Raw genomic sequence first — 24,682 nt, 5'->3', positions numbered from 1 at the left:
AATAAATGACTGGATGATTGAGGTGAATTTATGGGAAAAACCGGACTGGTTTTAGAAGGCGGCGGGATGCGCGGCGCCTATACGGCTGGGGTTTTGACATGGCTGATCGACCATGAGATCGAATTCGATTACGGCGTCGGCATTTCAGCCGGGGCGATGAATCTATGCAGCTTCGCAATGCGGAATAAACAGTATCTGTATGATGTCGGCGTTATCTACATGCCGGACAAGCGGAATGTAGGGCTGAATCCTCTCTTGAAGGAACGGCATTATGTCGGATATGACTTCATGTTTGACCGGCTTTTGAAAGACACGATCCACTATGAGCTGGACGCGCTGCGGAAGTCGCCGATGGAGATTGAGATCGGCTTGTTTAATTTGAATACATCGAAAGTGGAGTGGGTCAAAAAACAGGAGCTGGACGATGATCTGCGGCTGTTAAAAGGCGCGTGTACACTGCCGCTGGCCGGTGCGCCGGTGCCTTACCGCGGCGGGCTATATATGGACGGCGGCGTGACGACGATGGTGCCGATCAAGCGTTCGCTGGGTTATGGCTGCGATAAGCATCTGGTGATTGTGACCAAGGACGAGGGTTATGTGCGTAAGCCGAGCAGCAAGATGCTGCTGAATACCTCGAAGATGGCGTATCATAACCAGGCGTTGATCGACGCGCTGAAAATCCGCAGCGACGTGTATTATGAAGAAATGAATCTGGTCGATGATTTGCAGAAGGAAGGCAAAGCGTTGTTGTTAAGACCTTCAAAAAATCTCGGCGTGAAGCGGTTCTCCGGCGACGCGGAAGCCTTGAAGCAGTTATTTGAACTGGGCAAGGCGGATTGTGAAACGCGGAAAGCGGAGCTGCTGAGTTTTTTAGGCAAAGCTGAATAAATTTGAAAGAAGACGGAAAACGATTTCTGGATAAACCGGGATCGTTTTTTATTTCCTGCGGCAGAAAGTGGCTGGTTCATGAAATTCAGAGCGGGAAGACACGATAATCCAGGAAGTTGCTTGACGAGCCTGGCAGACAGGAGTAATATGGTGTTATAAGTTATACAAGTTATACTTTTTATACAAGGAGAAAAACATGAAAGCACAGGTAAAAGACGGAAAATATATGAGTTCTGTGAAGGTCGGACCGAAAGGCCAGATTGTTATCCCGAAGGAAGTCCGCGATTTGTTTCAGATTCAGCCCTGCGATACGCTGATGCTGCTGGCGGACAGGGAGAAGGGCATTGCGATCGAACGCTATGACGTCTTTGAGAAGATCGCCGACGCGATTTTTGCGGGCAAGGCCAAAGAACTCTATCCGGACATGCCGGAGGAAGATTCAAAAGTATTCGCGGAATCTATCCGTCAAACGAAAAAGTAAAGGTATTGATTCTTTTGTTCCATTTGCGTCAAGATTCTCACCGGCGTTCAGCCAAGGACGCGGCGTAAAATAAAAGACCGGGAAACCGGCTTTGGAGGTTGTTATATGGCAATCATCGCATTCTTCTGCCTTCCTGCTTACGGGCATACCAACCCGACATTGGAAGTCGTCCGGGAACTAACGAAGCGGAATCATCAGGTTGTGTACTTCTCATTTTCACCATTTCAGCAGCGGATTGAGGAAGCGGGCGCCCGGTTTATTAACTGCGATGCGGAGCTTTCCATGGACAAGGCGGGAGCGATGGCGGCCAATAGTGATGTCGGCGGGTCGATCAAGCTGCTGACAGATACGACGCTGGCGCTTGACAAAAAGATATGCGAAACACTGCAAGCCTTACAGCCGGACTGCATTGTGGCCGACTCGATGGCAGTCTGGGGAAAGTTCGCGGCCTTGAAGCTGGGAATTCCCTTGATCTCGTCGACAACCACGTTTGCCTTTAACCGATACTCCGCCAAAATCATGAAACAGAGTTTTGGCCAGCTGTTCAGCCTGATCTGCTCGATGCCGCAGATTCGCCGTCAGATCCGGCGGCTGCGGGAACACGGCTATCCGGTTAAGAATCTGCTTTCCATCCTGCAGAACGATGATCAGACCTGCACGATCGTTTACACGTCGCGTGAATTTCAGCCGTATGCCGAGACCTTTTCCGACCGGATTCAGTTTGTCGGACCTTCCCTGAGGCAAATTTCAACCGAAGCGGCAGACGCAAGAACGGCGGTTTATATCTCACTGGGGACCGTCAATAACCAACATCCGGATTTCTTTCGGAACTGCGTGGAAGCGCTGCGCGATTATCCGGGCGAAGTAATCATGGCGGTTGGCACGGAAAACCAGGCGGCTGCGCTGGAAGCCCCGGCTCATTTCACGATCCGCCCTCAGGTAGATCAGCTTGAGGTCCTGCAGAAAGCTGCGTTGTTTCTGACGCATGGCGGAATGAACAGCGTGAACGAGGGGCTGTATGCCGAGATGCCGCTGATTCTCTATCCGCAAACCGCGGAACAGGGCGGCGTCGCGCGGCGGGTCGTGCAGCTGAACGCCGGTATTCTTTTAGAAGAAAACAGTCCGGCCGCGATCCGCAGAGCGGTTAATCAGGTTCTGACCAATCCGGTTTTAAAAGAAAACGCGGCAGCAATCAGCCGCAGCTTCCGCCAGGCCGGCGGCGCGGTCCGGGCAGCGCAGCTGATCGAAGGCTGGATTCAGGAAAAGAAGAATTGATTAGGTTTCCGAGAAGTTTTAATCAGCTGTCAGCTGAATTCCTGCGGTACCCCCGGCGTTGAAGAAGCGCCGGGGGTTCTTCTTATATTGACTCCGTTAAAATGCGGATTACAGCGGTTCGCTCTTTTTTAGGAAATGGAGGGCCAGCACCTCCTTATCTAATTCGCAGCCGGAAAATCCGGCATCCGAGGAACTGTTGAAAAGGACAGAGAACGTCGGCAGAGGAACCGTGTAATGGATGACAAAAGAATTAATTTTACTTTTTTACTATTTTAATTACTGAAAATTTGAGTACAATAAGAAGATAGTGACTAAAAAAGGATATTTAAGAGAAATATGATGAAATATAAAGCCATGATTAATCACGTGATTCAACTAAAAAAAGAAAAACCGATCTTGATGTGGGCCGGCACGATTCTGATCATCGCGCTCGTTTCATTCTTGATCGCTTCGTTCTTCTGCTTTCCCTTTAACAATGGTCAGGTTCATCTGGGCGCCGATACCGGCTTCCACATCAATCGGATTATCAGCCTGATGGAGGCCCAGCAGAATAACGTCGAATACCCGTATCTGTTCTGGAATCAGAATTACAATTTCGGATATCCGACGCCGATCTTTTACTGTAACCTCTTTCTGTACTGGCCGGCTGCGCTTTTGACGGACGGTATGCTTCCGGTGCTGGTGTATAAGAAGTATGTGTTCGGGTTAGTCTGGATCGCGACGATGATGATCGGCCTGTGCAGCTATAAGGTAAGCAAGCGCAGCGGTTACGCAGCGATTCTGGCGATGCTGCTGTTCATGCTGAACACTCACAGCATCACCGACATTCTGCGGCGGGGCGGCTTAGGCGAGCTGCTGGCGCTGGTCTTCATTCCAATCTGTCTGGCGGGAATCTATCAGACGATGTATAAGGACAGCCGGCGCTGGATCTGGCTGGCCGTGGGATATTGCGGTTTAGTGCTGTCGCACAACATCAGCTTTATTTTAATGTGCATCGTATTCGCGGTCTTCGCTTTGATCAATATGAAAAAGCTGTGGCGGGAAAAAATCCGGATTCTGAATATCCTGCAGGCGATTCTGGCGGCGCTGGCCTGCGCCTGGTTTTTCATCGCTCCGATGCTGGAACAGATGGGCGCGGTGGATATGGTCGTTTCGCATACGTTTAATCTGGGCGGCGGGCTGGCGGCTTCCGCGGTCGATTTGTCAGAAATCTTCAACTTCACCGTCGATACTTCGGTATATCTGAATAATTCTCCGGGGCCGTTTCTGATCTTCATGCCGCTGATCGGCTTCGCGGTGAAGGAGAAGCGCAAGCGCAATCCGTTTATATTCCACTGCTGGATTATCGGCTATGTGTCGATGTTGATGATGACGAAGCTGTTTCCCTGGCAGCTGTTTCCATTTTTCAGCTTTATGCAGTTTGTGCAGCGGCTGCTGCCGGTCTGCATTCCGATGCTGGCGCTGGCCGGCGGGTATTACTGGTTTGTGTTCATCCGGAATTTCAAACGGGTGGAGTTCAGGATCCTGTTGAAGACGGCCAGCGTAATCGTGATCTTGATTCCGACCTATTCCATGCTGAAGGTGAATTATGATCAGATCTACGGCTATCCGGATACCCTGACGGTGGAGGAAGCACAGCTGAGCGTTTATGGAGAAACGCAGGAAACCGCCGTCTACAACGTCCAGCAGTTAAGCAGCGCGGATTATCTGCCGTATGATGTGGACGTTGATTACAAGGATTACCGCGAATGGGTGAAATGGGCGGTGTCGCCGAGCGAATCGTTCATCGACAGCAGTATGAAGCTGCTGATCAATGATAAGAACGTCGATGAAAGCGAGTATGGACATTTTAAGTTTGTTGTAAAATCGGGGCCGAGTGGCCAGTGGCTTACCGTTCCGCGTACGTATTATTACGGCTATGAGGTCGATGCGATCAAGGATGGCGAAGTGATCGACACGATTATTCCTTATGCTGCGGAGAATACCGGGCTGGTTACGTTTGACATGCTGGAAAGCGAAGGACCGATTACCTATGACGTCATCTACCGTCCGACTTCCGTCCAGACTTCCAGTATGGCTTTTTCGATTATGGCGGTAAAGGTTGTGCTCGTGCTTTATGTCCTGGAACGGCTTCTGTATTATGGACTGGCGCTGACCCGGGGACTTCGCAAATCTTCCGCGAAACCGGAGCAGAAAACAGTGAAACCCAAACGACCGGAATTCCGGGAGTAGCGTGTGATTCAGATCAGGAACGATTAAAAGAATAAATAAAATCATGGAACAGGAAGACGCCGGGGATGAACTCCGGCGCTTTTTGACGAGGCTCAAAGTGACGGGCCGGTATGCTGCAGAGAAACTGGGAGAAGCCCAGTCACGAAAAAAGCGAGAACGCATTTCCTTTTAGTGTGAGTTGATAAAAAAATAACATGATATAATTCTAACAAGATCCAAGGAGGAAAATGAAGAATGAAAAAGGCAATGCTTTTACTGACCAGTTTTCTCATGATCTGTTCAATGGCCGGATGCTCAACTCCGAAAAAGGATGAGCCGACCGCTGCGACAGGCATGAAGGCTGGGACGTACACCGCGACGTCGCAGGGAATGAACGATGTCGTTGAAGTCACCGTTGAAGTCAGCGAGGACGCCATTGTTTCCGTAAAGGTAACAAAGGATTCAGAAACACCGGGGATTGGCGGCGTATTGAAAAATGCAGCCGGCAAGGAATTGGATGAAGGCGGGAAAGCACCGACAGTCTTAATTCCGGAAGAAATTGTAGCCAATCAGAGTTTAGACGTCGATACCGTAGCGGGCGCGACGATTACTTCCGCGGCGGTCATCAACGCTGTGAAAGACTGCTTGACTCAGGCAGGCGCGGATCCGGCGAACTGGATGAAAGAAGTTGCTTCGGAAGCGCAGCAGGATCAGAGTGCGGACGTTGTCGTTGTTGGCGGCGGCGGAGCAGGTCTGGCTGCGGCAATCTCGGCTTCCCAGAAGGGCGCTAACGTTGTCATCGTTGAAAAGAACGGCGAAGTCGGCGGCGATACCTTAGTCTGCGGCGCGATTTACAACACACCGGACGAACCGCTGCAGAACAAAGTAACCATGACGGACGCTGTGAAGACGACCGTTGAAAAAGCTCTGGCAGAAGATCCGATCAACGATGCGCATGCTGCTTTGCAGAAAGAAGTTCAGGCGCAGTGGGATGAATACAAGGCCAGCGGCCGTACCGATCTGTTCGATACGAAAGAATGGTATGCTTTGCAGACATGGATCAACGGCGATAAAGTCGGCGATTTGGATTTAGTCAAAGTTCTGTGCTATGATTCCTATGAAGGCCTGGAATGGATCGAATCACTGGGTATGGAATTCAGCGATATCATTGGCCAGGGTGCAGGCAGCTTGTGGCAGAGAACACATACGAGCACGATGCAGATGGGCACCGGCTTTATCTCAACGTATGTTGAAAACATTTTGAAAGATGAAAAGATTACAGTTCTGACCAGCAGCACCGCTGAAAAACTGGTTCAGGATGATGCAGGAAAGGTAACCGGCGTTGTCTGCAAGGACAAAGCGGGTAATGAATTCACCGTCAGCGCGAACATGGGCGTCGTTCTGGCAACCGGTGGTTTCGCGGCCAACAGCAAGATGGTCCAGGAATACAACACCTCCGGCAAATGGAACGATTTGAGCAAGGTCATGACGACCAACCGTTTCAGCAGCTCGCAGGGCGACGGTATCTCGATGGCACTGGAAGCCGGCGCTTCCCTGACCGATATGGAACAGATTCAGCTGCTGTATCTGGGCAACGTAAAAGACGGCCAGCTGACGAAATATCCGCCGCGTGACGTCAACGGCACGGATCAGATTATCTTCATCAATAAAGAAGGCAAGCGCTTCGTTCGTGAAGACGGCCGTCGTGATGAGATCTGTCTGGCGGTTATGGCACAGACCGATTCGATGTTCTACATGCTGGAATCTGGCGACGGCGCGGGTTATGTTGACATTACCGACCCGAACTGGCGTTCTGCCGACGGATTTACGTTTGATTATTTGAAAGAAAACGGTTATATTTTAGTTGCGGATACATTGGATGATCTGGCTTCTCAGATGGGCATCGACGCCGCGACGTTAAAAGAAACTGTCGACAGCTTCAACGCGGCTGCGGACGGCGGTACTGACGAATTCGGCAGAACGCTGTACTCCACCAAGCTGGAGAACGGACCATGGGTTGCGACAGCCCGTCAGGCTTGTGTCCATCATACGATGGGCGGCGTGACAATCGACACGGAAACCCGCGTTCTGGATGAAGCAGGACAGCCGATTTCCGGTCTGTATGCAGCAGGCGAAATCACTGGCGGCATCCACGGCGCTAACCGTTTAGGTGGCAACGCGGTTGTTGATACGGTCGTCTTCGGTAAGCTGGCAGGCGAAACGGTCGTTGCTGACGCGAAGTAGTCCCACAGATAACCAATGATTAAAAAAGCATCCATTTTCAATGTGGATGCTTTTGCAGTGAAGGAGAGCAACGATGGATATTAAACAGCTGATCACATTCCGGACCTTAGCCCAGGAAAAAAACTACATGAAGACTTCGGAAAAATTGAGCTATGCGCCCTCAACCCTGGCTAAACACATTCGTTCGTTAGAGGATGAATTGCAGGTTCAGCTGGTGGAATACCGCAATGGGAAAATTGAGCTGACCTATGACGGGAAGCGGTTTATGCGCTACGCCGACGAGATGCTCAGTGTGTATTTCAAACTGCAGTATGAATTTGATCAGACGAAATCGGCGATCGGCACGATCCGGGTCGCCGGCGGTGAGCTGATGGTCGGCTTCGCGTTCGGCGATTTCTTCGCGGCCGTGGAAAAGACGCAGCCGGAGCTGACGCTGCAGGTCAACGCGATCTGCTGCGCGCGGGTGCCGGAATGGCTGAATCAGAATGAGGTGGACATCGGATTTGTCCAGATGCTCAATACTCAGGAAAGCGAGGGGCAACAGATCGTTCCACTGTTTCAGGAACGGCTGTGTTTGATGACGTCGCCCAATCACCGGCTGGCGCAGCAGGAGGAAGTGCATCTTGGCGATTTGAACCGGGAAAATTTCTCCTATACCTATGAGGACTGCTGTTTCACCGACGAGTTCCGCCGGTGTCTGGCGCAAAATGGCGCACGCCCAGCCTCAGAGTTGTTTTTAGGCAGTATCCATGCAGTTATCAACACGGCTAAGGATGACAACCGGATCTGCCTGATTCCTTATGTCTGCGTGCCGAAGGTACGTCAGATGGGCTTAGTGCAGCTGAACTGGATTGATCCATTCGTTATTTACGATGTAATCCTGATTCAGAAAGGTGTTTACCGCAGCACCGGGATCAATCATTTGATCGATCAGGCCAAGGCGTATGCGGCCCAGGTGAAGAAAGACCCGGAGACTTCACAGATCCAGCTGCTTTAATCGAGCTGACGCATCCTGACGACGATCAATAAATTTCAATGGAGTGAAAGATCCTGCAACGGGATCTTTCTTTATAACGGCAATTCAATTTTCATTCTTTAAAGGCAGCAGAAAACGAGAATCAGATCGGGATAAAAAATTCTGAAAATTCTACAAAATCTGAATCGTTGATTGGAAATTGAGTTGAATAGGTCTATAATGAAAGCGACATAAGGGATAAAGAAGAGGGGGACTCAAAGCTATGACACAGACGAAACGCCTGACCAAACAAGAGCTTCGCCGCATTAATCTCCGCTGGATCTGGAATTCCCAGATCGGATGGAACTACGAACGTATGCAAGGGTTAGGCTATCTGACAACCATGCTTCCGCTGATTGAAAAGCTGTACGGGGATCAGCCGGCGCTGAAGAAAAAAGCGCTTCAGGCACATTCTGTATTCTTCAACACGACGCCGGCGATGGGGGATATCATTGTCGGAATGAACGTAGCGATCGAGGAAGAAATGCAGGAAAACGGCGCAGGCATCGACGTCGCGTCTTCGATGAAGACCGCGCTGATGGGACCGTTTGCCGGGGTGGGGGATACCATTTTCAGCATGATTCCCGGCGCGGTGTTCGGTTCGATCGCGGCGACCATGGCCAAGGAAGGCAGTGTTGTCGGCATTATGATCTGGGAGATCTGGCTGATCGGCGTACTGTTGCTGCGGTTTAAGCTGTATGATATCGGCTATCAACAGGGCGCTAAAATCGTCAACACGCTGTCTGGGATTAAGGAAACCGTAACGGCCGCGGCCTCCGTCCTGGGATTAACCGTGGTTGGCGGGATGATCGCCACCATGGTGAAGTTTCCGCTGAAGACGCTGACGGTCAGTCTGGGCACGGATCCGAAGACCGGGGAAATGCTGCTGCAGGAATTCCCGCTTCAGAAATACATGGATTCAATCATGCCGGGGTTGATGCCGGCGCTGTTCGCGGTCTTGTGCTACTGGATGCTGGGACAAAAGTGGATGAATTCCAACCGCCTGATTATCACTGTGCTGGTGCTGGCGATTGTGCTGGCTTCTCTGGGGATTGTCGAAGTATAAAGCTAATGATAATAAACAAATTGGCCTGACGGGTTGTCAGGCTTTTTTGTTGGAGTGAAAATAAGAATTTCATCATGCAGGAAGAAGCTGCAGGATGGCCGAAGGCGTCCATCAGTCCTGCGAAACAGGACAGGTCAGACAAGAGCGGTTAATATAAAAACGATCCGGCAGAGAAAACCGGATCGTCATTTAACGCAGATACAGTTCGTAATATTCGTCATAGGTCAGACCGGAATCATGCACCTTGGTCGCCAGCTCGACGCCCAGGTAGCGATAATGCCAGGCTTCATAGTTGTAACCAGTGATCGTTTCCTTTCCTTCCGGATAACGCAGGATCCAGCCGAAGCGGTGTGCGTTCTGCTGCATCCATTGGAACGCTTCAGTATCGGCGAACTTGGACAGCTGCGCGCCCGTGGCGGCCATATCGACGGTCAGTCCTGTCTGATGCTCAGAGAACCCTGGCCGGGCTGAAATTGAATCCGCCCACTCCTGACCTTTAGAATTGACGTAGCCGTTGTACAGATTAACCTGATACTGATAATCGCGGTAAGAGGAGGAGGCATACATCTTCGGCTTGCCGCCGGCGTTCAGCTCGTCGCACATCGCGGCCATCGCATCCGCCGCTTCCTGGCGCAGGTAACAATCCTTCGCGGCATAGGTCAGGCTTAACGGCACCAGATCATCCGGAGCGTAGTTTTCACCGAGGTAATAGCGCTTGTTCACGATCATGCTGACATCCTTCGCGTCGGAAGCCGACGTGCTGTCATACCAGTGGACGTAATTGCCGCTCAGCTCAAAATGATTCTCGCTGTTGACGTCGCGATGATCAGTGCAGTCCTGGATATAAGCGTCGACATCGCTGACGTAATCAAAGACCAACAGCGGCGTGATCTCCCAGAAATTCAGTTTCTCAAACAATTTCAAACATGAATCCTCGGGATAATTCCGGGCCCGCAGGCGGTCGTAAAGCCGCGTGTCGTCCTCGCTCAGCGAATCGGTCACCAGATACAGCCGCAGATAATCCTTGTTGAAATTTTCAGACGCCAGGGCGGCGTTAAGATTGTCGGAATACAGCTTATCACTGAGAATCGTTTTGGTCAGCTTCTGGCGCTTGATCATCGCGATGCTTTCTTTGGAATAGCCCAGGCCTTTCAGCTTGTTGTCGGTTGTAATTTTCGGAATGGTTGTGAGAACGAAGACCAGCACGATCGCCGCGGCGATGCCGATCAAACCGAACAGAACAGATTTGCGGATCCGTCTGCGCCGTCTGCGCTTAACCTTGCGCTTTTTCACAGGTACTTTTGTTGCCATGATCGTGAACTCCTCTCTTTATTAGGATGGAAAAAATAAATTCCATGGAACGTTGTCTGGCGGCGGACAGGTAAACGTCATCGTTTCCTGCGTCACCGGATGGCGCAGCGTCAGCGACACTGCCCACAGTGCGATTTGCTGGCCGGGACGAGCCTGCGGATTATACCGCTGATCACCCCACAAAGGGGTGCGGCGGCTGGCAAACTGCACGCGGATCTGATGCGGCCGGCCGGTTTCCAGCTGGATCTCAGCCAGTGTCAGTCCTTCTTTTTCGCCCTGGATCTGATAGCTTAGAATCGCTTCCTTGGCTTTCGGCGTGTTGGGTGCGGCTGTGCGCACAGTATTGGTCTTTTCATTTTTGATCAGCCAGTCTTTCAACGTCGCTGAAGCGGCTTGCGGGCGGCCGCATAAAACGGCTTGGTAGGTTTTCTTTAAACCGCGGGTGCGGACCTGATCGCTGAGGCGGGACGCGGCTTTGGAGGTCTTGGCGAACACCATGACGCCGCCGACCGGGCGATCCAGCCGATGGACTAAACCGAGGTAGACATTGCCGGGTTTCTGATACCGCTCTTTTAAGTCTTGCTTTAAAAGCGTTAAGAGATCCGGATCCCGGCTGTCGTCGGCCTGCACCGCCATGTTGACGGGCTTGACGACGACCAGCAGGTGATTATCCTCATAAAGAATTTTGAACTTCATCGTCTTCGTCGCTCCACGCGCCGTAAATTCCGCACGGCAGAATCATGTGATCCTGGGTGATCGGCAGCCCGACTTCCCCGGCGAACACATAACCCTTCGGATGACAGCGCAGCACGGTTGTGCGCAGAATATTTTCCAGAACGATGGAGGAAAATCCGGTCGTATAGGAATTGACGAGCAGAAACAGCGCGTCGTCGTCCAGAATCTCCAGGCAGGCGTTCACTAATTCGTTGATCTGATCCTCCAGCTTCCACACTTCGCCATTCGGCCCCCGGCCATAGGACGGCGGATCCATCAGAATGCCCTGATAGGTATGACCGCGGCGCTTTTCCCGCGCGACAAATTTCAGGACGTCGTCAACGATAAAGCGGATTGTGCGGTTTTCCAGATGGGACAGCGCCATGTTTTCCTTGGCCCACTGAACCATCCCTTTACTGGCATCGACATGCACGACTTCATCGGCCCCGGCGCTGGCACACGCCATCGTCGCTCCGCCGGTGTAGGCGAACAGGTTCAGGATCCGGACCGGCCGGCCGGCGGCTTTGGCCTTGCGGATTTTACTCTGCATCCAATCCCAGTTGACCGCCTGCTCCGGGAACAGTCCGGTATGCTTGAAGCCGGTCGGGGAAACCTTAAAGGTCAGCTCTTTATAGGATACCGTCCAGGTCTCCGGGACGGCCTGTTTGAATTCCCAGCTTCCTCCGCCCCGGTTTGAACGGTGATAATGTGCATGCACGCGGTTCCATCCGGCGTGCTCCGTGCGCTTCCAGACCGCCTGAGGATCCGGCCGGCGCAGTATGATATTCTGCCAGCGCTCGAGCTTTTCACCGTCGCCCGCGTCGCAGCATTCGTAATCTTTCCATTGATTTGCAATTCGTTTCATCCTTTTGATTCTCCTTATTTGTACATTATAGCATGGCTTGATAGGAATCGCGGAGAATGCTGGAAAAATTAAGAAAGTTGAAAAAATAGTTCACCTCAACCTCAGAGTTTGATAGAATAGAAGTCATCGAGGTGATTGCGATGATGATTCGCTGCAGCGAAAAACATCGGCAGGAATGTCTGGCTTATCTGAGGCAAAACCCGTCGCTGAATTTGTTTTTGATCGGGGACATTGAGAACTATGGGTTCAACCAGGGTTTTCAAACCGTTTTTATTGATAAGGATGAATTTGTACATGGCATTTATCTGGTGTATTATCATAACCTGGTGATTGCCAGCGAAGAAAACCGCGTCGATCCGCAGTTTGTTGAACGGCTGGTTCAGGAGTATGAAATCCAGGCGATCCAGGGCCGCAAAGAGGTGCTGGAGGGGCTGGCGCTGGATGCCTTCAGCCGTGAGGAATGTCTGTTCTGCGAATTGAACACATTGAAGGCGGAATCAGTATCGGATCCGCAGATCCGCCAAGCCCAGCCGCAGGATGCCGGCCGGATAAAAGGTCTGCTGGACGAGGTGTTCCAGACGGATAATGAAGCGGCGATGATCGCGCGCCGGATTGAAACGCGGGAAGGCCGCCATTTCATCATTGAGCGGGGAGGCCAGGTGATCTGCCAGGCCAACAGCACGGCGGAAACCGCGGAAGCGGCGATCCTCGGCGGCGTGGCGACGCGCGCGGACTGGCGGCGCCAGGGGTTAGCCAGCGCGGTGATGACAGCGCTGTGCGGACAGCTGTTAAGCGAAGGTAAAAAACCGTGCCTGTTCTTCGAAAACGAGGAAGCGGGAAGAATTTACAGCCGGCTGGGCTTCGCGCCGATCGGCCGCTGGACATTGATGCTGCGTCAGAAGGAAGGATCGCGTTGACCTTCCTTTTCCTTTCCATGCGCAACGATGGAGATGCAGGCTGCCGAGGGAAGATGGGGAAGGTCTAAACGATATGATTGTTTACAGTGAGGAGTCCGGGTGACCGCAGCGATAGAATACGGCGCAAGGCCTGAACTGGCTGACTTTTAGCCGTGGCGGGTTCCGTCGGAAAAAATGAAAATTCTGAAACCCGCGGCGCAGGGATAGAAAAGACCCGGGTTTCATGTATAATATAGAAAGTCTGAATCAACTCTTTGAATTTCAGGGATTTCACAGAAAGCTGCAGAGCGCGGAGATCAAGAGAGATGTGGTTTTTCAAGTCCGTGAAAATCAGCTTAAAGATAGAAAAGCAGAGGTGGCGAACAATGGTTTCAATTGAGATGCTGAATGAAAATCAGAAAAAGGCCGTGCTGACGTCGAGTCAGTATGTCCGGATTATCGCGGGGGCCGGCAGCGGCAAGACGCGCGTGCTGACGATGCGGATCGCGCATTTGATCGAGCAGTGTCATGTCTGGCCGAATAAAATTCTGGCGATCACCTTTACCAACAAGGCCGCCAACGAAATGAAGGAGCGCATCCGGCAGGTGCTTCCGGAACAAGGCAACGCTGTGTTCATTTCGACCATACATTCGCTGTGCGTGCGGATTTTGCGCGAGGATATCCCGGCGATGGGCATGCCCCGCAATTTCACGGTCATGGACGCCGACGATCAGCGCAGCATTCTGAAGGAAGCCTACAAGGAATTCGGCCTGGATAAGCAGACCTATACCTTCGGTTCGATGCTGGACTACATCGCCAATAACAAAGCCGCTGAGATCAGCCCGGAGCGGGCCTATGTGTTCGCCGGCGATCTGCGCGGGGAAAACGACAAGGCGAAGGTCTACGAATATTACGTCAACCGTCAGCAGGCGATCTACGCGCTGGACTTCGACGATCTGCTTCTATATACCGTGCGGATGTTCCGCCAATTCGCGGAAATCCAGGCCAAGTGGGTGCAGCGTTTCCATTATATCCACGTCGACGAGTTCCAGGATATCGACAAGATCCAGTACGATCTGATCCAGCTCTTGGCTGGCAACGACAACTCCGTCTATGTCGTCGGTGATCCGGACCAGACGATCTACACTTGGCGCGGAGCGGATGTCAACATCATCATGAATTTTGAAAAAGACTACCAGCCGTGCGAAACCATCGTTCTGAATGAAAACTACCGCTCGACGCCAAGCATCCTGAACGGCGCCAACGCGCTGATCCACAACAACCGCAACCGTGTGGAAAAGGATCTGTTCACCAGCCGGCCGGACAACGGCGCGATCACGCACTATTCCAGCGCCGGGGAAGAATATGAAGCAACCTGGATTGCCTGCAAGATCAACGAATTGCACAAGCAAGGCCAGCGCTACCGCGACTGCGCAATTCTCTACCGTTCCAACTACCTCTCCCGTGCGCTTGAAAAAGCGATGATCGAACAGCGGATTCCGTATGTGATCTACGGCGGCATCAAGTTCTACGAACGAGCGGAAATCAAGGACGCTCTGTGCTATCTGCGGATGGTGTGCGGCAGCGACGATCTGGCGCTGATGCGGATCATCAACGTTCCGCGGCGGGGGCTGGGCAACAAGACGATGGACACGATCGTGCAGCGGGCCCGCGAAACAGGCAAGACGATGTACGAGGTCATCCGCGATGAAAAGGTTGTCAGCGGCAAGGCCCAGACAACCATCGAGAACTTTGTTAAAATGGTGGAAAAGTGGAAGAATCTGGCGCCTTCGACACCGATCAGCCGGCTGCTGGAAATGATCCTGCTGGACAGCGGCTACCGCTCAATGCTGGAAGCGGATAAGGAAAATGAGCGGCTGGAAAACCTGAAGGAACTGATTACCGATATTGAAAGCTATACGATCAATTACCCGGACAGTTCGCTGGAAGAATACCTGCAGCTGGTTTCGCTGTATGGCGATAAAGGCGCGGAGGACGGCGGCGATCACGTCCAGCTGATGACGGTTCACGCGGCGAAGGGGCTGGAATTCGATACGGTCTTTGTCTACGGGATGAGCGAAGGGATTTTCCCGAACGACCGCGCGATGCAGGAAAGCCAGCTGAAAGGGCTGGAGGAAGAACGCCGGCTGGCGTACGTCGCCTTCACGCGTGCCCAGAACAAGCTGTATCTGACGGAAAGCTCGGGCTTCAGCTACATTTTAAGCCGGATCAAAGTGCCGTCGCGGTTTATCAAGGAAATCGATCCGCAATATATCGAACACATCGGCGCGACCTTCGATACCGGCAAGCCGAAGGAAATCAAGCTGCACTCCGCGCTGTTTGAAGATGAAGCACCATTTGAGGAAAGACTCGCCTCCAAGCCGCGGACGAAGTGGAAGAAGGGCGATCACGTCCGCCATGCCGCTTTCGGCGAAGGCATTGTGCTGGAATACAGCGAAGGCATGCTGAAAATCGCGTTTGCCTTCCCGTTCGGCGTGCGCAAGATCATGGCGACCCATCCGTCGATCCAGAAAGCCGAGGAAGTTGAATAATCCTCTTAACAGCGTCAGACTGAATCGGCAGCTGCCGGCTTGCGGCAGAACCGAAGCGGGAGCCTGCGTCGCAGACTGGAAGAAAAGCGAGAATTCCATGGGCATTCCAAGGCGGCGTAAGCTGCGTTAGAAGCGGGATTGGACGCAAAATTTGGATTGAATGCAGAAAAACAGAAGACCCTCCCGCTCCTGGAATCAGGGAAACCGGAGGGTTTTTATGTGGATTTTATCAGCGCTCTTTTTTCTCTCTTGTCATGAATGAGGGACTCTGGGAAACAAGCGTTGAAAAGCACGGCGCGGCTGCGGATTTGATCCGATAAATTTACTGAGCTTCCATCACGGATTTGATCGCGGGAGTCCGCTGTGAGGAAGCGGGATGTAAAAGGAAAGTGAAAAGAAGCAGCCGGGGAACGATTAGATTGCGTAAACTTGGTAAAGATGATGAAGAAAACATTTGTTCTTATGCTATAATAAACTGGATATTTCAGGAGGTACAGTGATGAGCGAAGATCGCATTCTTGCGCTGCGCAGGCAGCTGAATCAATATAACTATGAATATCATGTGCTGGACCATCCGACCGTCAGCGATGCGGAGTACGATCAACTGATGCGGGAGCTGATCACCCTGGAGCAGCAGCATCCCGAACTGTTTGATCCCAACTCCCCAACCCAGCGCGTCGGCGGTCAGGTGTTGGAAGAATTTAATAAGATTACGCATAAACGTCCGATGCTTTCGTTAGGCGACGTCTTCAATAAGGAAGAACTTTTTGAGTTTGCCCGCAAAGCGGAAGCTGAAGTCGGACCGGTGGAATATTGCTGCGAATGCAAAATCGACGGCCTGGCGATGTCGCTGAATTACCAGGGCGGCCGGTTTCAGTATGCCGTGACCCGCGGCGACGGGGTCGTGGGCGAGGACGTGACGCATAACGTCCGCACGATCAAATCGATTCCAATGGAAATTGAATATGAAGGCGAGCTGGAAGTCCGCGGCGAGGTCTACATGCCGAAAGCCAGCTTTGAACGCTTAAACCAGAAGCGCCGGGAAAACGGCGAGGAAGAATTCGCCAATCCGCGCAACGCGGCAGCCGGCTCAATCCGCCAGCTGGACTCGAAAGTCGCGGCTTCGCGCGGTCTGGACGCTTTGTGGTACCATGTCCCGCAGGGGCCGCAGCTGGGACATCACCAGCACTCGGAATCGCTCGATTTCATCCACAGCCTGGGCTTCCGGATCAATCCGCTGAACCGGCTGTGCCGCAATATAGAGGAAGTGTGGCAGTTTGTCGAGGAACTGACGTTAATGCGCAGCGATCTGCCGTATGAGATCGACGGCATCGTCATCAAGGTCAACGATTATGAAAAGCAGCAGCAGTTAGGCTTTACGGCGAAAACCCCGAAGTGGGCGATCGCGTATAAATTCCCGGCTGAGGAAGCCGTGACGCGGCTGGAAAACATCTTCGTCACGGTTGGCCGGACTGGCAAGATCACACCGAATGCCCAGCTGACGCCGGTACGTCTGGCAGGGACAAGCGTGGGTTTCGCGCAGCTGCACGATGAGGATATGATCAGGGATAAGGATATCCGGATCGGCGATTACGTCATCGTTCACAAGGCCGGCGATATCATCCCGGAAATTGTCGCGAGCGTGCCGGAAAAACGCGACGGCTCGCAAGTGCCGTATGTTTTTCCAAAGGTTTGTCCGGTCTGCGGGATGCCGCTTGTCCGTTATCCTGACGAAGCCCATCACTTCTGCATCAACAACGACTGTCCGGCGCGGGTTGTCGAGTCGATTGCTCACTTCTGCAGCCGCGACGCGATGAATATCGACGGACTGGGCGTCAAACGCGTGGAGCTGTTTCATTCCCAGGGATGGCTGAACACCGTCGAGGATATTTACAACCTGAAGGATCATTACGACGAAATTCTCGAAACGCCGAAAATGGGGAAGAAGAGCGCCGATAACCTGTTGGAAGCGATTGAGAACTCGAAGCAGAATTCACTGGAGAAGCTGTTGTACGGTTTAGGCATCCGCCAGATCGGTGAGAAGGCCGCGAAAATTCTGGCCTACCGGTTTGAAACGATGCAGGCCCTGATGCAGGCAACCTATGAAGAACTGGAAGAAATCAAGGACATCGGCGCGATCACCGCCCAGACCGTGCTGGACTTCTTCCATGACGAAGCCAATCAGCATTTGATCGAAGCGCTGATCGGTCATGGCTTGAATATGATTTGTCTGAAAGAGGAACAGGTGGAAACGATCTTCACCGGCAAGACGGTCGTGCTGACCGGTACCCTGGCGACGATGACCCGGCCGGAAGCTCAGGCGTTGCTCGAGCATCTGGGCGCTACGGTGTCCGGCAGTGTTTCCAAGCGCACTGATTTTGTGATCTATGGCGAAAACGCCGGCTCCAAGCTGACGAAGGCCCAGAGCCTGGGCGTCGCGACGATGACGGAAAGTGAATTCATGATAGAGGTCAACCGCCATGCGGAATAACCGCTGGGGTCTGATACCGCTGGCACTCTGCCTGGCGCTGAGCCTGGCCGGCTGCTCCCAGAAAGCGCCGGAGGAAACCGGCGACGGCACGGTGATCAGCAGCTATTCCTCGGACGATTACCAGACACTGCTGCCTCACGAACTGTCCGAAGGCCGGTATTGGCGGGGGAATACGAACAGCCGCTTTGATTTGATGCAGATGCCGAAAGAGCTGATCGAATTGAGCAAGCAGCACTTTTCAGTCAAGGACAATTATCTGCAGGCCGGTCAGATTCTGGAATATGAAGATATCCAGGAGCTGCAGCGCTACGAAAGCAGCGATCACTCCTATGGACTCAATCCCAGCGGCAATTTTGAGATCAGCGACGCGATCATTCTGGAACGCCCCTACATCGTTTATGGCATCGTTGAGATCGATTTCATCGCGAAGGAAGACCAGAAAACGCTCAACGGTATTTCGGTCGGCATTCTGATGAACAGCTCTGTGACCAGCGGCGACAGCACCGTACAGATCCCGCAGGACAAGCTGTATACCTATGCCAGCACGATCGGCCGCAAGCTGGAACGCTACTTCCGCAACAAAGCCGAAGTCGATGCCGATCTGCCGATCTACATCACGTTTTACAGCTCGAATTCAACCAGTTCCAGCGTCCCGGGCGCGTTCATCGGCCAGGGGCTGTTCACCAGCCGCAGCGGCCAGTTCACCCCGATTGAGGAACAATGGGTGCTGATCCCAAGCGATCAGGCGACAGCGCTGGACGGCGTGCTGTCGTCCCAATTCAGCACGGTCAAGGCCGGCGTCAAGGATTTCATGCCGGAAAACGTCAATATCATCGGCAAGGCCCGCTACACCAACGATACGGCGGACTATCTCAAGATCACCGTGACCGTTCAGGCCAAGAGCTACACGGAGATCTACTCTCTGATGCAGCTGCTTAACGAGCTGTCGGCCAATTTTTCCAGTACGGATATGGAGCTGATCATCGAGATCAAGCAGCTGGAAGAAACCGTGATGATTCTGCACCGCGAAAAAGGCACGATGAAAACCACGGTGCTGGATATCAGCTGACCTCCGTTTGAAAAGCGCGGCCCTTGACAAGCCAGCAAAAAAAAGCAGAGTCGGAACGCCCTGGCGGAAATAAAAGAAACAACTGAAAAAAGAAACAACGGAAAAGAAGAAACAGTAAAGGAAGAAGCAAAGAAGGAGAAGAAGGATGGAAGAAATCAAAGAACCCGCTTATTTTAAAGAATTAGCGCACCGGTTGATGTTCGATCTCAGCGACGCGGAAGCCGCCGATATCGCGGCCGAATTCGAAACGTTGAACAAACAGCTGAGACTGCTGGAGAGCATCGACACGACGGGGGTGGAACCGATGGTCTACCCGTTTGAAACACCGACGAGTTATTTGCGCGAGGATGTCGTCGATCATGTGATCAGCCGCGAAGACGCGCTGGCCAACGCGCCGAAAGTCAGAGAATGCCACATTGTGGTTCCGAAGGTGGTGAAGTAAAATGGCAACGATGAGTGAATTAAAAGCGACGACGACCGCCCGCGAACGGGTGGAAGCGGCCGTGGCCAAAGCACAGGCTTCCCAGCCGCGGCTCAATGCGGTGGTGACGTTTGTCGACGTTGAAGATCAGCTGGCGGCGCTGGATACAATTCCGGACGGACCGTTTCACGGCATGCCGGTGGTCTTAAAGGATAACGTCTGTACCCGCGGCGTCCGCACGACCGCTTCCAGCAAGATTCTGGATAACTATGTTCCGGTGTATAACGCGCACATCGTCGACAAGCTGAAGGCAGCCGGCGCTGTGGTGATCGCCAAAGCGTCGATGGACGAGCTGGCGATGGGCGGCACCAATTTAACGGCGGCGACTGGCCCGGTTTATAATCCATATGACCGCACCCGCATGGCGGGCGGCTCCTCCGGCGGCAGCGCGGCGTTAGTCGCGGCGGGTGTCGTTCCGTTTGCGGTCGGCTCCGATACCGGGGATTCTGTGCGCAAACCTGCGTCGTTCTGCGGTGTTCTGGGCATGAAGCCGACCTATGGCCGGATTTCCCGCTACGGTATCATTCCTTATTCCTCTTCACTCGATCACGTCGGCTATTTCACGCGCAGCGCGTTGGATGCGGCCGAGGCCTTAAAAGTGCTGGCCGGCCGGGATGATCGCGACATGACCTCATCTGACAGACCGGTGCCGGACTACGCGGCAGCGCTGAACAGCGAGATTAAGGGACGCCGCGTCGCGGTATTTAAAAACGTGATCGACGCGCTGGCCAATCCGGAAGTGAAAGCCCTGTTTGAAAAGACCGTCGAAGCTTTAAAAGCAAAGGGCGCGGTAGTGGAAGAAGTCAGTCTGCGCGAGGATCTGTTGAAAGCGATCCTGCCGGCCTACTACTTAATCGCCAACTGCGAAGCAACGGCCAATCACTCCAACCTGGACGGCATCCGGTTCGGCGTTCAGCAGCCGGGCGGCAGCATGGAAGAAATCATGATTCAGTCGCGCACCAAGGGCTTCGGCTCGCTGATCCGCAAGCGGTTTGTCATCGGCAGCTACGGTCTGTTTGTCGAAAATCAGGAAAAGCTGTTCCGCCAGGCGCAGCGGGTACGCCGCCTGATCGTCGAGAATGTCGCGGAGGTTATGAAGGATTACGATATTCTGATCGCGCCCGCCAGCAGCGATGTCGCGCCGAAGCTGGACGATCACTCCCGTGACGAATTGTCCGACGGTTATCTGATCGCGGAGAATCACATGGTCATCGGCAACTTTACCGGGTATCCAAGCTGCACGGTGCCGATGGGCTTGATCGAGGGACTGCCGGTCGGCTTAAACATGACGGCGAAGGCCTGGGATGAACAGAGCCTGTTCGACTTTGCGGCGGCGATGGAAGATATCACCGGCCTGAAGGACGCCACAGCGGAGGGAATTGAATAATGGAATACGAAGTCATTATCGGAATTGAAATACATTGTGAGTTAAAGACAAAAACCAAGATGTTCTCCGGCGCTCCGGTGTTGTTCGGCGCTCCGGCCAATACCTGCGTTAACGAAATTGATTTAGGCCATCCCGGCACGATGCCGTGTCTGAACAAGCAGGCCGTCGCGATGGCGGTGCAGGCTTGTACGGCGCTGAACATGGAGATCGATCCGCTGGTGCGGTTTGACCGGAAAAACTATTACTATACCGACCTGCCGAAAGGCTTCCAGATCACCCAGCAGTTCTATCCAATCGGCCGTCGCGGACATGTCGAGATTGAAACGGATAACGGGCCGAAGGTCATCCGGATTGAACGGCTGCATATGGAAGAAGATACAGCGAAGCAGTTTCACTATGACGCCGGCACGCTGATCGACTTCAACCGCGCCGGTACGCCGTTGGTGGAAATCGTATCGGAACCGGATATCCGCAGCGGCAGGGAAGCGATGGCGTATGTCGAAAAGCTCAGACAGACACTGTATTATCTGGGCGTTTCCGACGTCAAGATGGAAGAAGGCTCGATGCGCTGCGACGTCAACATCTCGCTGCGTCCGGTCGGAACTGAGAAATTCGGCGTTAAGACGGAAATTAAAAACCTCAATTCCATCAGCAATGTCCAGAAAGCGGTCGAGTATGAAATTGAACGTCAGACACAGATCTTAAACGAAGGCGGTCAGGTCGTTCAGGAACCCCGCCGTTTCGACGAGGCGTCGCGCACGACGATCTCAATGCGGAAAAAGGAAGGCGCTGTGGATTACAAATATTTCCCGGAACCGAATATTTTCCCGATCCAGCTCGATCCGGAGTGGATTCGTCAGCTGCAGGCCGCGATGCCGGAAATGCCGGAAGTTCGCCAGGCCCGGTATGCCGAGCTGGGACTGCCGGAAAACGATATCGCGCTGTTAGTCGCAAATAAGGAGTTGGCCGATTATTACGATCAGGTCATGAAGCACACGCAGCACGCCAAGATCGCCGCCAACTGGGTGATCGTCGAGCTGCCGGCCGGATTGACGAAGCTGAACACAAAGCTGGCTGAAAACCCGGTTGCGCCGCAGGCGATGGCTGAGCTGGTCAACATGATCGTCGGCGGAGAAATCTCCGGCAAGCAGGCGAAGATTGTCTTTGAGGAAGTACTTCAGGGGAAGGATCCGAAGCAGGTCGCTCAGGAAAAAGGCATGAAACAGCTGTCCGATTCTTCCGCGCTGATCGCGCTGATCAATCAGGTTTTGGATGAACAGCCGCAGTCGATCACAGACTATAAAAACGGGAAGGACCGCGCCGTCGGCTTCCTGGTCGGTCAGGTCATGAAAAAGTCCAAAGGCCAGGCCAATCCGGCGATGACTAACAAGCTGATCGTCGAGGAATTGAAGAAAAGAATCTGATTGAAGGGGGACATCCAGGCGTTACTGACGCTTTCGGTGTCCTTTTTCTTACAAAAAACGCAGGGTTCAGGAAATGACTGGTCAAATCCCTTCTTTTCCTGTAAAATAGTAAAAGATAAGGAGTGAAGGACTTTGTCTGAACAAAAGAAAACAGTGAAGAAGAAACCGGCCTCGGCGCCGGCAAAGAAACATAAAACGAAGAAGAATGATAAATCCACAATGATTTTGATTGTGGGCTTGGTGCTGATCGCGATTCCATGCGCGATTCTGGGATGGATTTTGATCAGCGCGTCCATGGACACGGGGAAGCCGATCAACGGCGATCGGTTCAAGGGCGATCTGGATCCGGCGATCACCAAGGATCAGCTGTCGGAGATCGAAAGCCGGATCAAGGGTGAAAACCAGGTGGAGAAGGTCACGGTGGAACTGACGACGGCGACATTGCGGGTGTATGTTGATACCGTGGATTCGATCAGCGACGAGGAAGCGAGTGCTTTGTCGGAAACGGCGTACAATGATGTGACGGCGGTGCTGAATGAAGGGACTTACTTTACGGCGTCGAATGGTAAGAAGATGTATGACCTGGAAGTGCATGTCTACAACAATGTTGATAAATCGGGGTCCGAGGATTACGTGTATGTGATCCGCGCGAAAAACTCCAGTATGGAACAGGCTGCGACGCAGATCGTATCAAAACCGCTGGATGCCGATCTGGCCCAGCAGCTGCGCGAGGAACTGGCGGAAAAGCGGAATCCTCAGGCGGCGAAGGATGACGATGACGAGGTCGTTGGCGGCGAGGATACGGAAGCGCAGGACGACACGAAGGAATAAAGGGCGGAAGCCCTTTTTCGTTTTTGGATCGGATTTAGGGTTTGAGGTTTGGTTGTTACATCGTTGCGATGAGCTGAAATTGTGATTCAGAAAGGGGAGCGGAGAATGGCGTTAAAGAAGAATGATGTGTTTACAGGAGCGGCTGTCGACTATACGTTTGATGGACTGGGGGTAGTTCGTCATGAAGGATTGTGTTTCTTCGTGAAGGATTTATTGAAGGGGGAAAGTGCGGAGATCGGGGTGACGGCCGTGAAGAAGAACGTGGGTTATGGCCGGGTGATCCGGCGTTTATCAGAGAGTCCGCAGCGCGTTGAGCCGCGCTGCCCCGTTGCGCGTCAGTGCGGAGGCTGTCAGCTGCAGACGATGGGGGCTGAGCTGCAGGCGGAGTTTAAGCGCCATCGGGTCGCGGATTGTTTCCAGCGGATTGGACATCTGGACGTGGAGGTTCAGCCGGTGTTGTCGATGGAATTTCCCTGGAACTATCGGAATAAGGTGCAGGTGCCGGTGGGGGTCAACCGGGATGGAAAAGTGATCAGCGGCTATTATCGGAGTCATTCGCATGATATTGTGGATTTTGACGAATGCTGCCTGCACAGCGAACTGGAGAATCAGATTTTGAGATCGCTGCGGTCCTGGATTGAGGAAGCGGGCGATCCGGCGCAGCTGCGGTATTGGTTGATCAAACATGCGTTTAAGACGGGGCAGGTTATGGTTGTGTTGATCGCGAAGTCGGAGAACCTGAAAGGGAAAGACGAACTGATAGGGCGTTTGACTGCGGCGTATCCGCAGATTCGCAGCATCATCCTGAATGTGAACGGGCGTGAGGATAACGTGATTCTGGGGGATCGGGAGATCGTGTTGTGGGGATCGGCTTCGATTGAGGAAGAGTTGTTGGGGTTGCGGTTTCAGATTTCAGCGAAGTCGTTTTATCAGATCAATCCGGTCCAGACGGAAGTGTTGTATACGAAGGCGATCGAGCTGGCTGGTTTAACCGGGGAAGAAACGGTGATCGACGTGTATTGCGGCACAGGCACGATTGGATTGAGTGCGGCCCGGAAGGCGAAGCGGGTGATCGGCATCGAGATTGTTCCTTCGGCGGTGGAGGATGCGAAGAAGAACGCGGTCCGCAACGGGATCGCCAACGCGGAGTTTATCTGCGGTGACGCGGGAGTGTGCACGGCGCAGTTGTTGGAGCGGAGGATTCAGCCGGATGTGGCGATCGTGGACCCACCGCGCAAGGGCCTGGACGGGACGACGATTGATTCGTTGGTCAGGATGAACCCGGGACGGATTGTGTATGTTTCGTGCGATCCGGCAACCTTGGCACGGGATTGCGCGGTGTTGAATGAGCGGGGGTATGGCGTGGAGGTTGTGCAGCCGGTGGATATGTTCCCGCAGACGACGCATGTGGAAATTGTCTGCTTTCTGTTCAGAAAAGACTAGTAAATCAAAGAATTTCGTAGTTTCGGACAGATATGAGG

General features: G+C 53.0%; 19 protein-coding genes. 16 read left to right on the top strand and 3 right to left on the bottom strand.

The features are described from left to right. The first annotated feature begins 30 nt into the window (after positions 1 to 30). The 7 genes from DWY25_RS06675 (at position 31) to DWY25_RS06645 (ending at position 9,180) form a co-directional block, all read left to right on the top strand. On the top strand, positions 31 to 888 hold the full coding sequence (locus DWY25_RS06675; RefSeq protein ID WP_117894582.1) for a patatin-like phospholipase family protein: 858 nt from the start codon (positions 31 to 33) through the stop codon (positions 886 to 888). Between the two features lie 196 nt (positions 889 to 1,084). Further along, positions 1,085 to 1,369, top strand: a complete 285-nt coding sequence (locus DWY25_RS06670) for an AbrB/MazE/SpoVT family DNA-binding domain-containing protein (RefSeq protein WP_117894581.1) — start codon at positions 1,085 to 1,087, stop codon at positions 1,367 to 1,369. 105 nt (positions 1,370 to 1,474) lie between these two features. Next, positions 1,475 to 2,644: a macrolide family glycosyltransferase gene (locus tag DWY25_RS06665; RefSeq protein WP_117894580.1), complete on the top strand. Its 1,170-nt coding sequence runs from the start codon at positions 1,475 to 1,477 to the stop codon at positions 2,642 to 2,644. Positions 2,645 to 2,983: 339 nt separating this feature from the next. Beyond that, complete coding sequence (locus DWY25_RS06660) at positions 2,984 to 4,876, top strand: hypothetical protein (RefSeq protein WP_117894579.1); 1,893 nt, start codon at positions 2,984 to 2,986, stop codon at positions 4,874 to 4,876. Between the two features lie 234 nt (positions 4,877 to 5,110). After that, positions 5,111 to 7,099, top strand: coding sequence for an FAD-dependent oxidoreductase (locus DWY25_RS06655; protein WP_006061247.1), 1,989 nt, complete (start codon positions 5,111 to 5,113; stop codon positions 7,097 to 7,099). A gap of 73 nt (positions 7,100 to 7,172) precedes the next feature. Beyond that, positions 7,173 to 8,096, top strand: a complete 924-nt coding sequence (locus DWY25_RS06650; protein ID WP_117894578.1) for a LysR family transcriptional regulator — start codon at positions 7,173 to 7,175, stop codon at positions 8,094 to 8,096. A gap of 241 nt (positions 8,097 to 8,337) precedes the next feature. Further along, positions 8,338 to 9,180: a PTS system mannose/fructose/sorbose family transporter subunit IID gene (locus DWY25_RS06645; RefSeq protein ID WP_117894577.1), complete on the top strand. Its 843-nt coding sequence runs from the start codon at positions 8,338 to 8,340 to the stop codon at positions 9,178 to 9,180. Positions 9,181 to 9,369: 189 nt separating this feature from the next. On the opposite strand, the gene DWY25_RS06640 is transcribed toward DWY25_RS06645, so the two are convergent. From DWY25_RS06640 to DWY25_RS06630, 3 genes are read right to left on the bottom strand one after another with little or no spacing between them, the layout of a single operon-like run. Continuing rightward, complete coding sequence (locus tag DWY25_RS06640) at positions 9,370 to 10,491, bottom strand: M15 family metallopeptidase (protein WP_117894576.1); 1,122 nt, start codon at positions 10,489 to 10,491, stop codon at positions 9,370 to 9,372. Positions 10,492 to 10,512: 21 nt separating this feature from the next. Next, entirely contained in the window at positions 10,513 to 11,187 is a 675-nt protein-coding gene (locus tag DWY25_RS06635) for an RluA family pseudouridine synthase (RefSeq protein WP_117894575.1), read from the bottom strand. Next, positions 11,165 to 12,070, bottom strand: coding sequence for a class I SAM-dependent methyltransferase (locus DWY25_RS06630; protein WP_117894574.1), 906 nt, complete (start codon positions 12,068 to 12,070; stop codon positions 11,165 to 11,167). Before DWY25_RS06630 ends, DWY25_RS06635 begins: the two co-directional genes overlap by 23 nt. Before the next feature lie 140 nt (positions 12,071 to 12,210). Here DWY25_RS06630 and DWY25_RS06625 point away from each other — a divergent pair, with 140 nt between their 5' ends. From DWY25_RS06625 to rlmD, 9 genes are all read left to right on the top strand, one after another. Beyond that, positions 12,211 to 12,987 carry a GNAT family N-acetyltransferase gene (locus tag DWY25_RS06625; RefSeq protein WP_117894573.1) on the top strand — a complete coding sequence of 259 codons (777 nt, stop codon included), beginning with the start codon at positions 12,211 to 12,213 and terminating at the stop codon, positions 12,985 to 12,987. Positions 12,988 to 13,352: 365 nt separating this feature from the next. After that, complete coding sequence (locus tag DWY25_RS06620) at positions 13,353 to 15,518, top strand: ATP-dependent helicase (protein WP_117894572.1); 2,166 nt, start codon at positions 13,353 to 13,355, stop codon at positions 15,516 to 15,518. A gap of 499 nt (positions 15,519 to 16,017) precedes the next feature. Beyond that, a complete protein-coding gene (gene ligA, locus DWY25_RS06615) occupies positions 16,018 to 18,009 on the top strand; it encodes an NAD-dependent DNA ligase LigA (RefSeq protein WP_117894571.1) in 1,992 nt (663 codons plus the stop codon). Then, entirely contained in the window at positions 17,999 to 19,078 is a 1,080-nt protein-coding gene (locus DWY25_RS06610; RefSeq protein ID WP_117894570.1) for a CamS family sex pheromone protein, read from the top strand. The genes ligA and DWY25_RS06610 overlap by 11 nt, the downstream gene beginning before the upstream one ends. A 145-nt stretch (positions 19,079 to 19,223) precedes the next feature. Further along, positions 19,224 to 19,520 carry an Asp-tRNA(Asn)/Glu-tRNA(Gln) amidotransferase subunit GatC gene (gene gatC / locus DWY25_RS06605; protein ID WP_117894569.1) on the top strand — a complete coding sequence of 99 codons (297 nt, stop codon included), beginning with the start codon at positions 19,224 to 19,226 and terminating at the stop codon, positions 19,518 to 19,520. 1 nt (position 19,521) lies between these two features. Then, positions 19,522 to 20,946, top strand: coding sequence for an amidase family protein (locus DWY25_RS06600; protein WP_117894568.1), 1,425 nt, complete (start codon positions 19,522 to 19,524; stop codon positions 20,944 to 20,946). Continuing rightward, positions 20,946 to 22,370, top strand: a complete 1,425-nt coding sequence (gene gatB / locus DWY25_RS06595; RefSeq protein ID WP_117894567.1) for an Asp-tRNA(Asn)/Glu-tRNA(Gln) amidotransferase subunit GatB — start codon at positions 20,946 to 20,948, stop codon at positions 22,368 to 22,370. The genes DWY25_RS06600 and gatB overlap by 1 nt, the downstream gene beginning before the upstream one ends. Positions 22,371 to 22,502: 132 nt before the next feature. Further along, positions 22,503 to 23,201 (top strand): hypothetical protein, encoded by a 699-nt coding sequence (locus tag DWY25_RS06590; protein ID WP_117894566.1) that lies wholly within the window; start codon positions 22,503 to 22,505, stop codon positions 23,199 to 23,201. Between the two features lie 105 nt (positions 23,202 to 23,306). After that, positions 23,307 to 24,644, top strand: a complete 1,338-nt coding sequence (gene rlmD / locus DWY25_RS06585; RefSeq protein WP_244925942.1) for a 23S rRNA (uracil(1939)-C(5))-methyltransferase RlmD — start codon at positions 23,307 to 23,309, stop codon at positions 24,642 to 24,644. Positions 24,645 to 24,682: the final 38 nt, after the last annotated feature.

Origin of the sequence: Holdemania filiformis, from assembly GCF_003459085.1 — a bacterium.
GTDB classification, from domain to species: domain Bacteria; phylum Bacillota_I; class Bacilli_A; order Erysipelotrichales; family Erysipelotrichaceae; genus Holdemania; species Holdemania filiformis.
This window is presented reverse-complemented; position numbering and strand designations above follow the sequence as displayed.

What these genes read in the sequence shown, in the direction of transcription:
- DWY25_RS06670 (WP_117894581.1), top strand. Translation starts at nt 1,085, where the DNA reads ATGAAAGCACAGGTAAAAGACGGAAAATATATGAGTTCTGTGAAGGTC.
- DWY25_RS06665 (WP_117894580.1), top strand. Translation starts at nt 1,475, where the DNA reads ATGGCAATCATCGCATTCTTCTGCCTTCCTGCTTACGGGCATACCAAC.
- DWY25_RS06650 (WP_117894578.1), top strand. Translation starts at nt 7,173, where the DNA reads ATGGATATTAAACAGCTGATCACATTCCGGACCTTAGCCCAGGAAAAA.
- DWY25_RS06600 (WP_117894568.1), top strand. Translation starts at nt 19,522, where the DNA reads ATGGCAACGATGAGTGAATTAAAAGCGACGACGACCGCCCGCGAACGG.
- DWY25_RS06640 (WP_117894576.1), bottom strand. Translation starts at nt 10,491, where the DNA reads ATGGCAACAAAAGTACCTGTGAAAAAGCGCAAGGTTAAGCGCAGACGG.
- DWY25_RS06655 (WP_006061247.1), top strand. Translation starts at nt 5,111, where the DNA reads ATGAAAAAGGCAATGCTTTTACTGACCAGTTTTCTCATGATCTGTTCA.
- DWY25_RS06660 (WP_117894579.1), top strand. Translation starts at nt 2,984, where the DNA reads ATGAAATATAAAGCCATGATTAATCACGTGATTCAACTAAAAAAAGAA.
- ligA (WP_117894571.1), top strand. Translation starts at nt 16,018, where the DNA reads ATGAGCGAAGATCGCATTCTTGCGCTGCGCAGGCAGCTGAATCAATAT.
- DWY25_RS06620 (WP_117894572.1), top strand. Translation starts at nt 13,353, where the DNA reads ATGGTTTCAATTGAGATGCTGAATGAAAATCAGAAAAAGGCCGTGCTG.
- gatB (WP_117894567.1), top strand. Translation starts at nt 20,946, where the DNA reads ATGGAATACGAAGTCATTATCGGAATTGAAATACATTGTGAGTTAAAG.
- DWY25_RS06635 (WP_117894575.1), bottom strand. Translation starts at nt 11,187, where the DNA reads ATGAAGTTCAAAATTCTTTATGAGGATAATCACCTGCTGGTCGTCGTC.
- gatC (WP_117894569.1), top strand. Translation starts at nt 19,224, where the DNA reads ATGGAAGAAATCAAAGAACCCGCTTATTTTAAAGAATTAGCGCACCGG.
- DWY25_RS06675 (WP_117894582.1), top strand. Translation starts at nt 31, where the DNA reads ATGGGAAAAACCGGACTGGTTTTAGAAGGCGGCGGGATGCGCGGCGCC.
- DWY25_RS06645 (WP_117894577.1), top strand. Translation starts at nt 8,338, where the DNA reads ATGACACAGACGAAACGCCTGACCAAACAAGAGCTTCGCCGCATTAAT.
- DWY25_RS06630 (WP_117894574.1), bottom strand. Translation starts at nt 12,070, where the DNA reads ATGAAACGAATTGCAAATCAATGGAAAGATTACGAATGCTGCGACGCG.
- rlmD (WP_244925942.1), top strand. Translation starts at nt 23,307, where the DNA reads ATGGCGTTAAAGAAGAATGATGTGTTTACAGGAGCGGCTGTCGACTAT.
- DWY25_RS06610 (WP_117894570.1), top strand. Translation starts at nt 17,999, where the DNA reads ATGCGGAATAACCGCTGGGGTCTGATACCGCTGGCACTCTGCCTGGCG.
- DWY25_RS06625 (WP_117894573.1), top strand. Translation starts at nt 12,211, where the DNA reads ATGATGATTCGCTGCAGCGAAAAACATCGGCAGGAATGTCTGGCTTAT.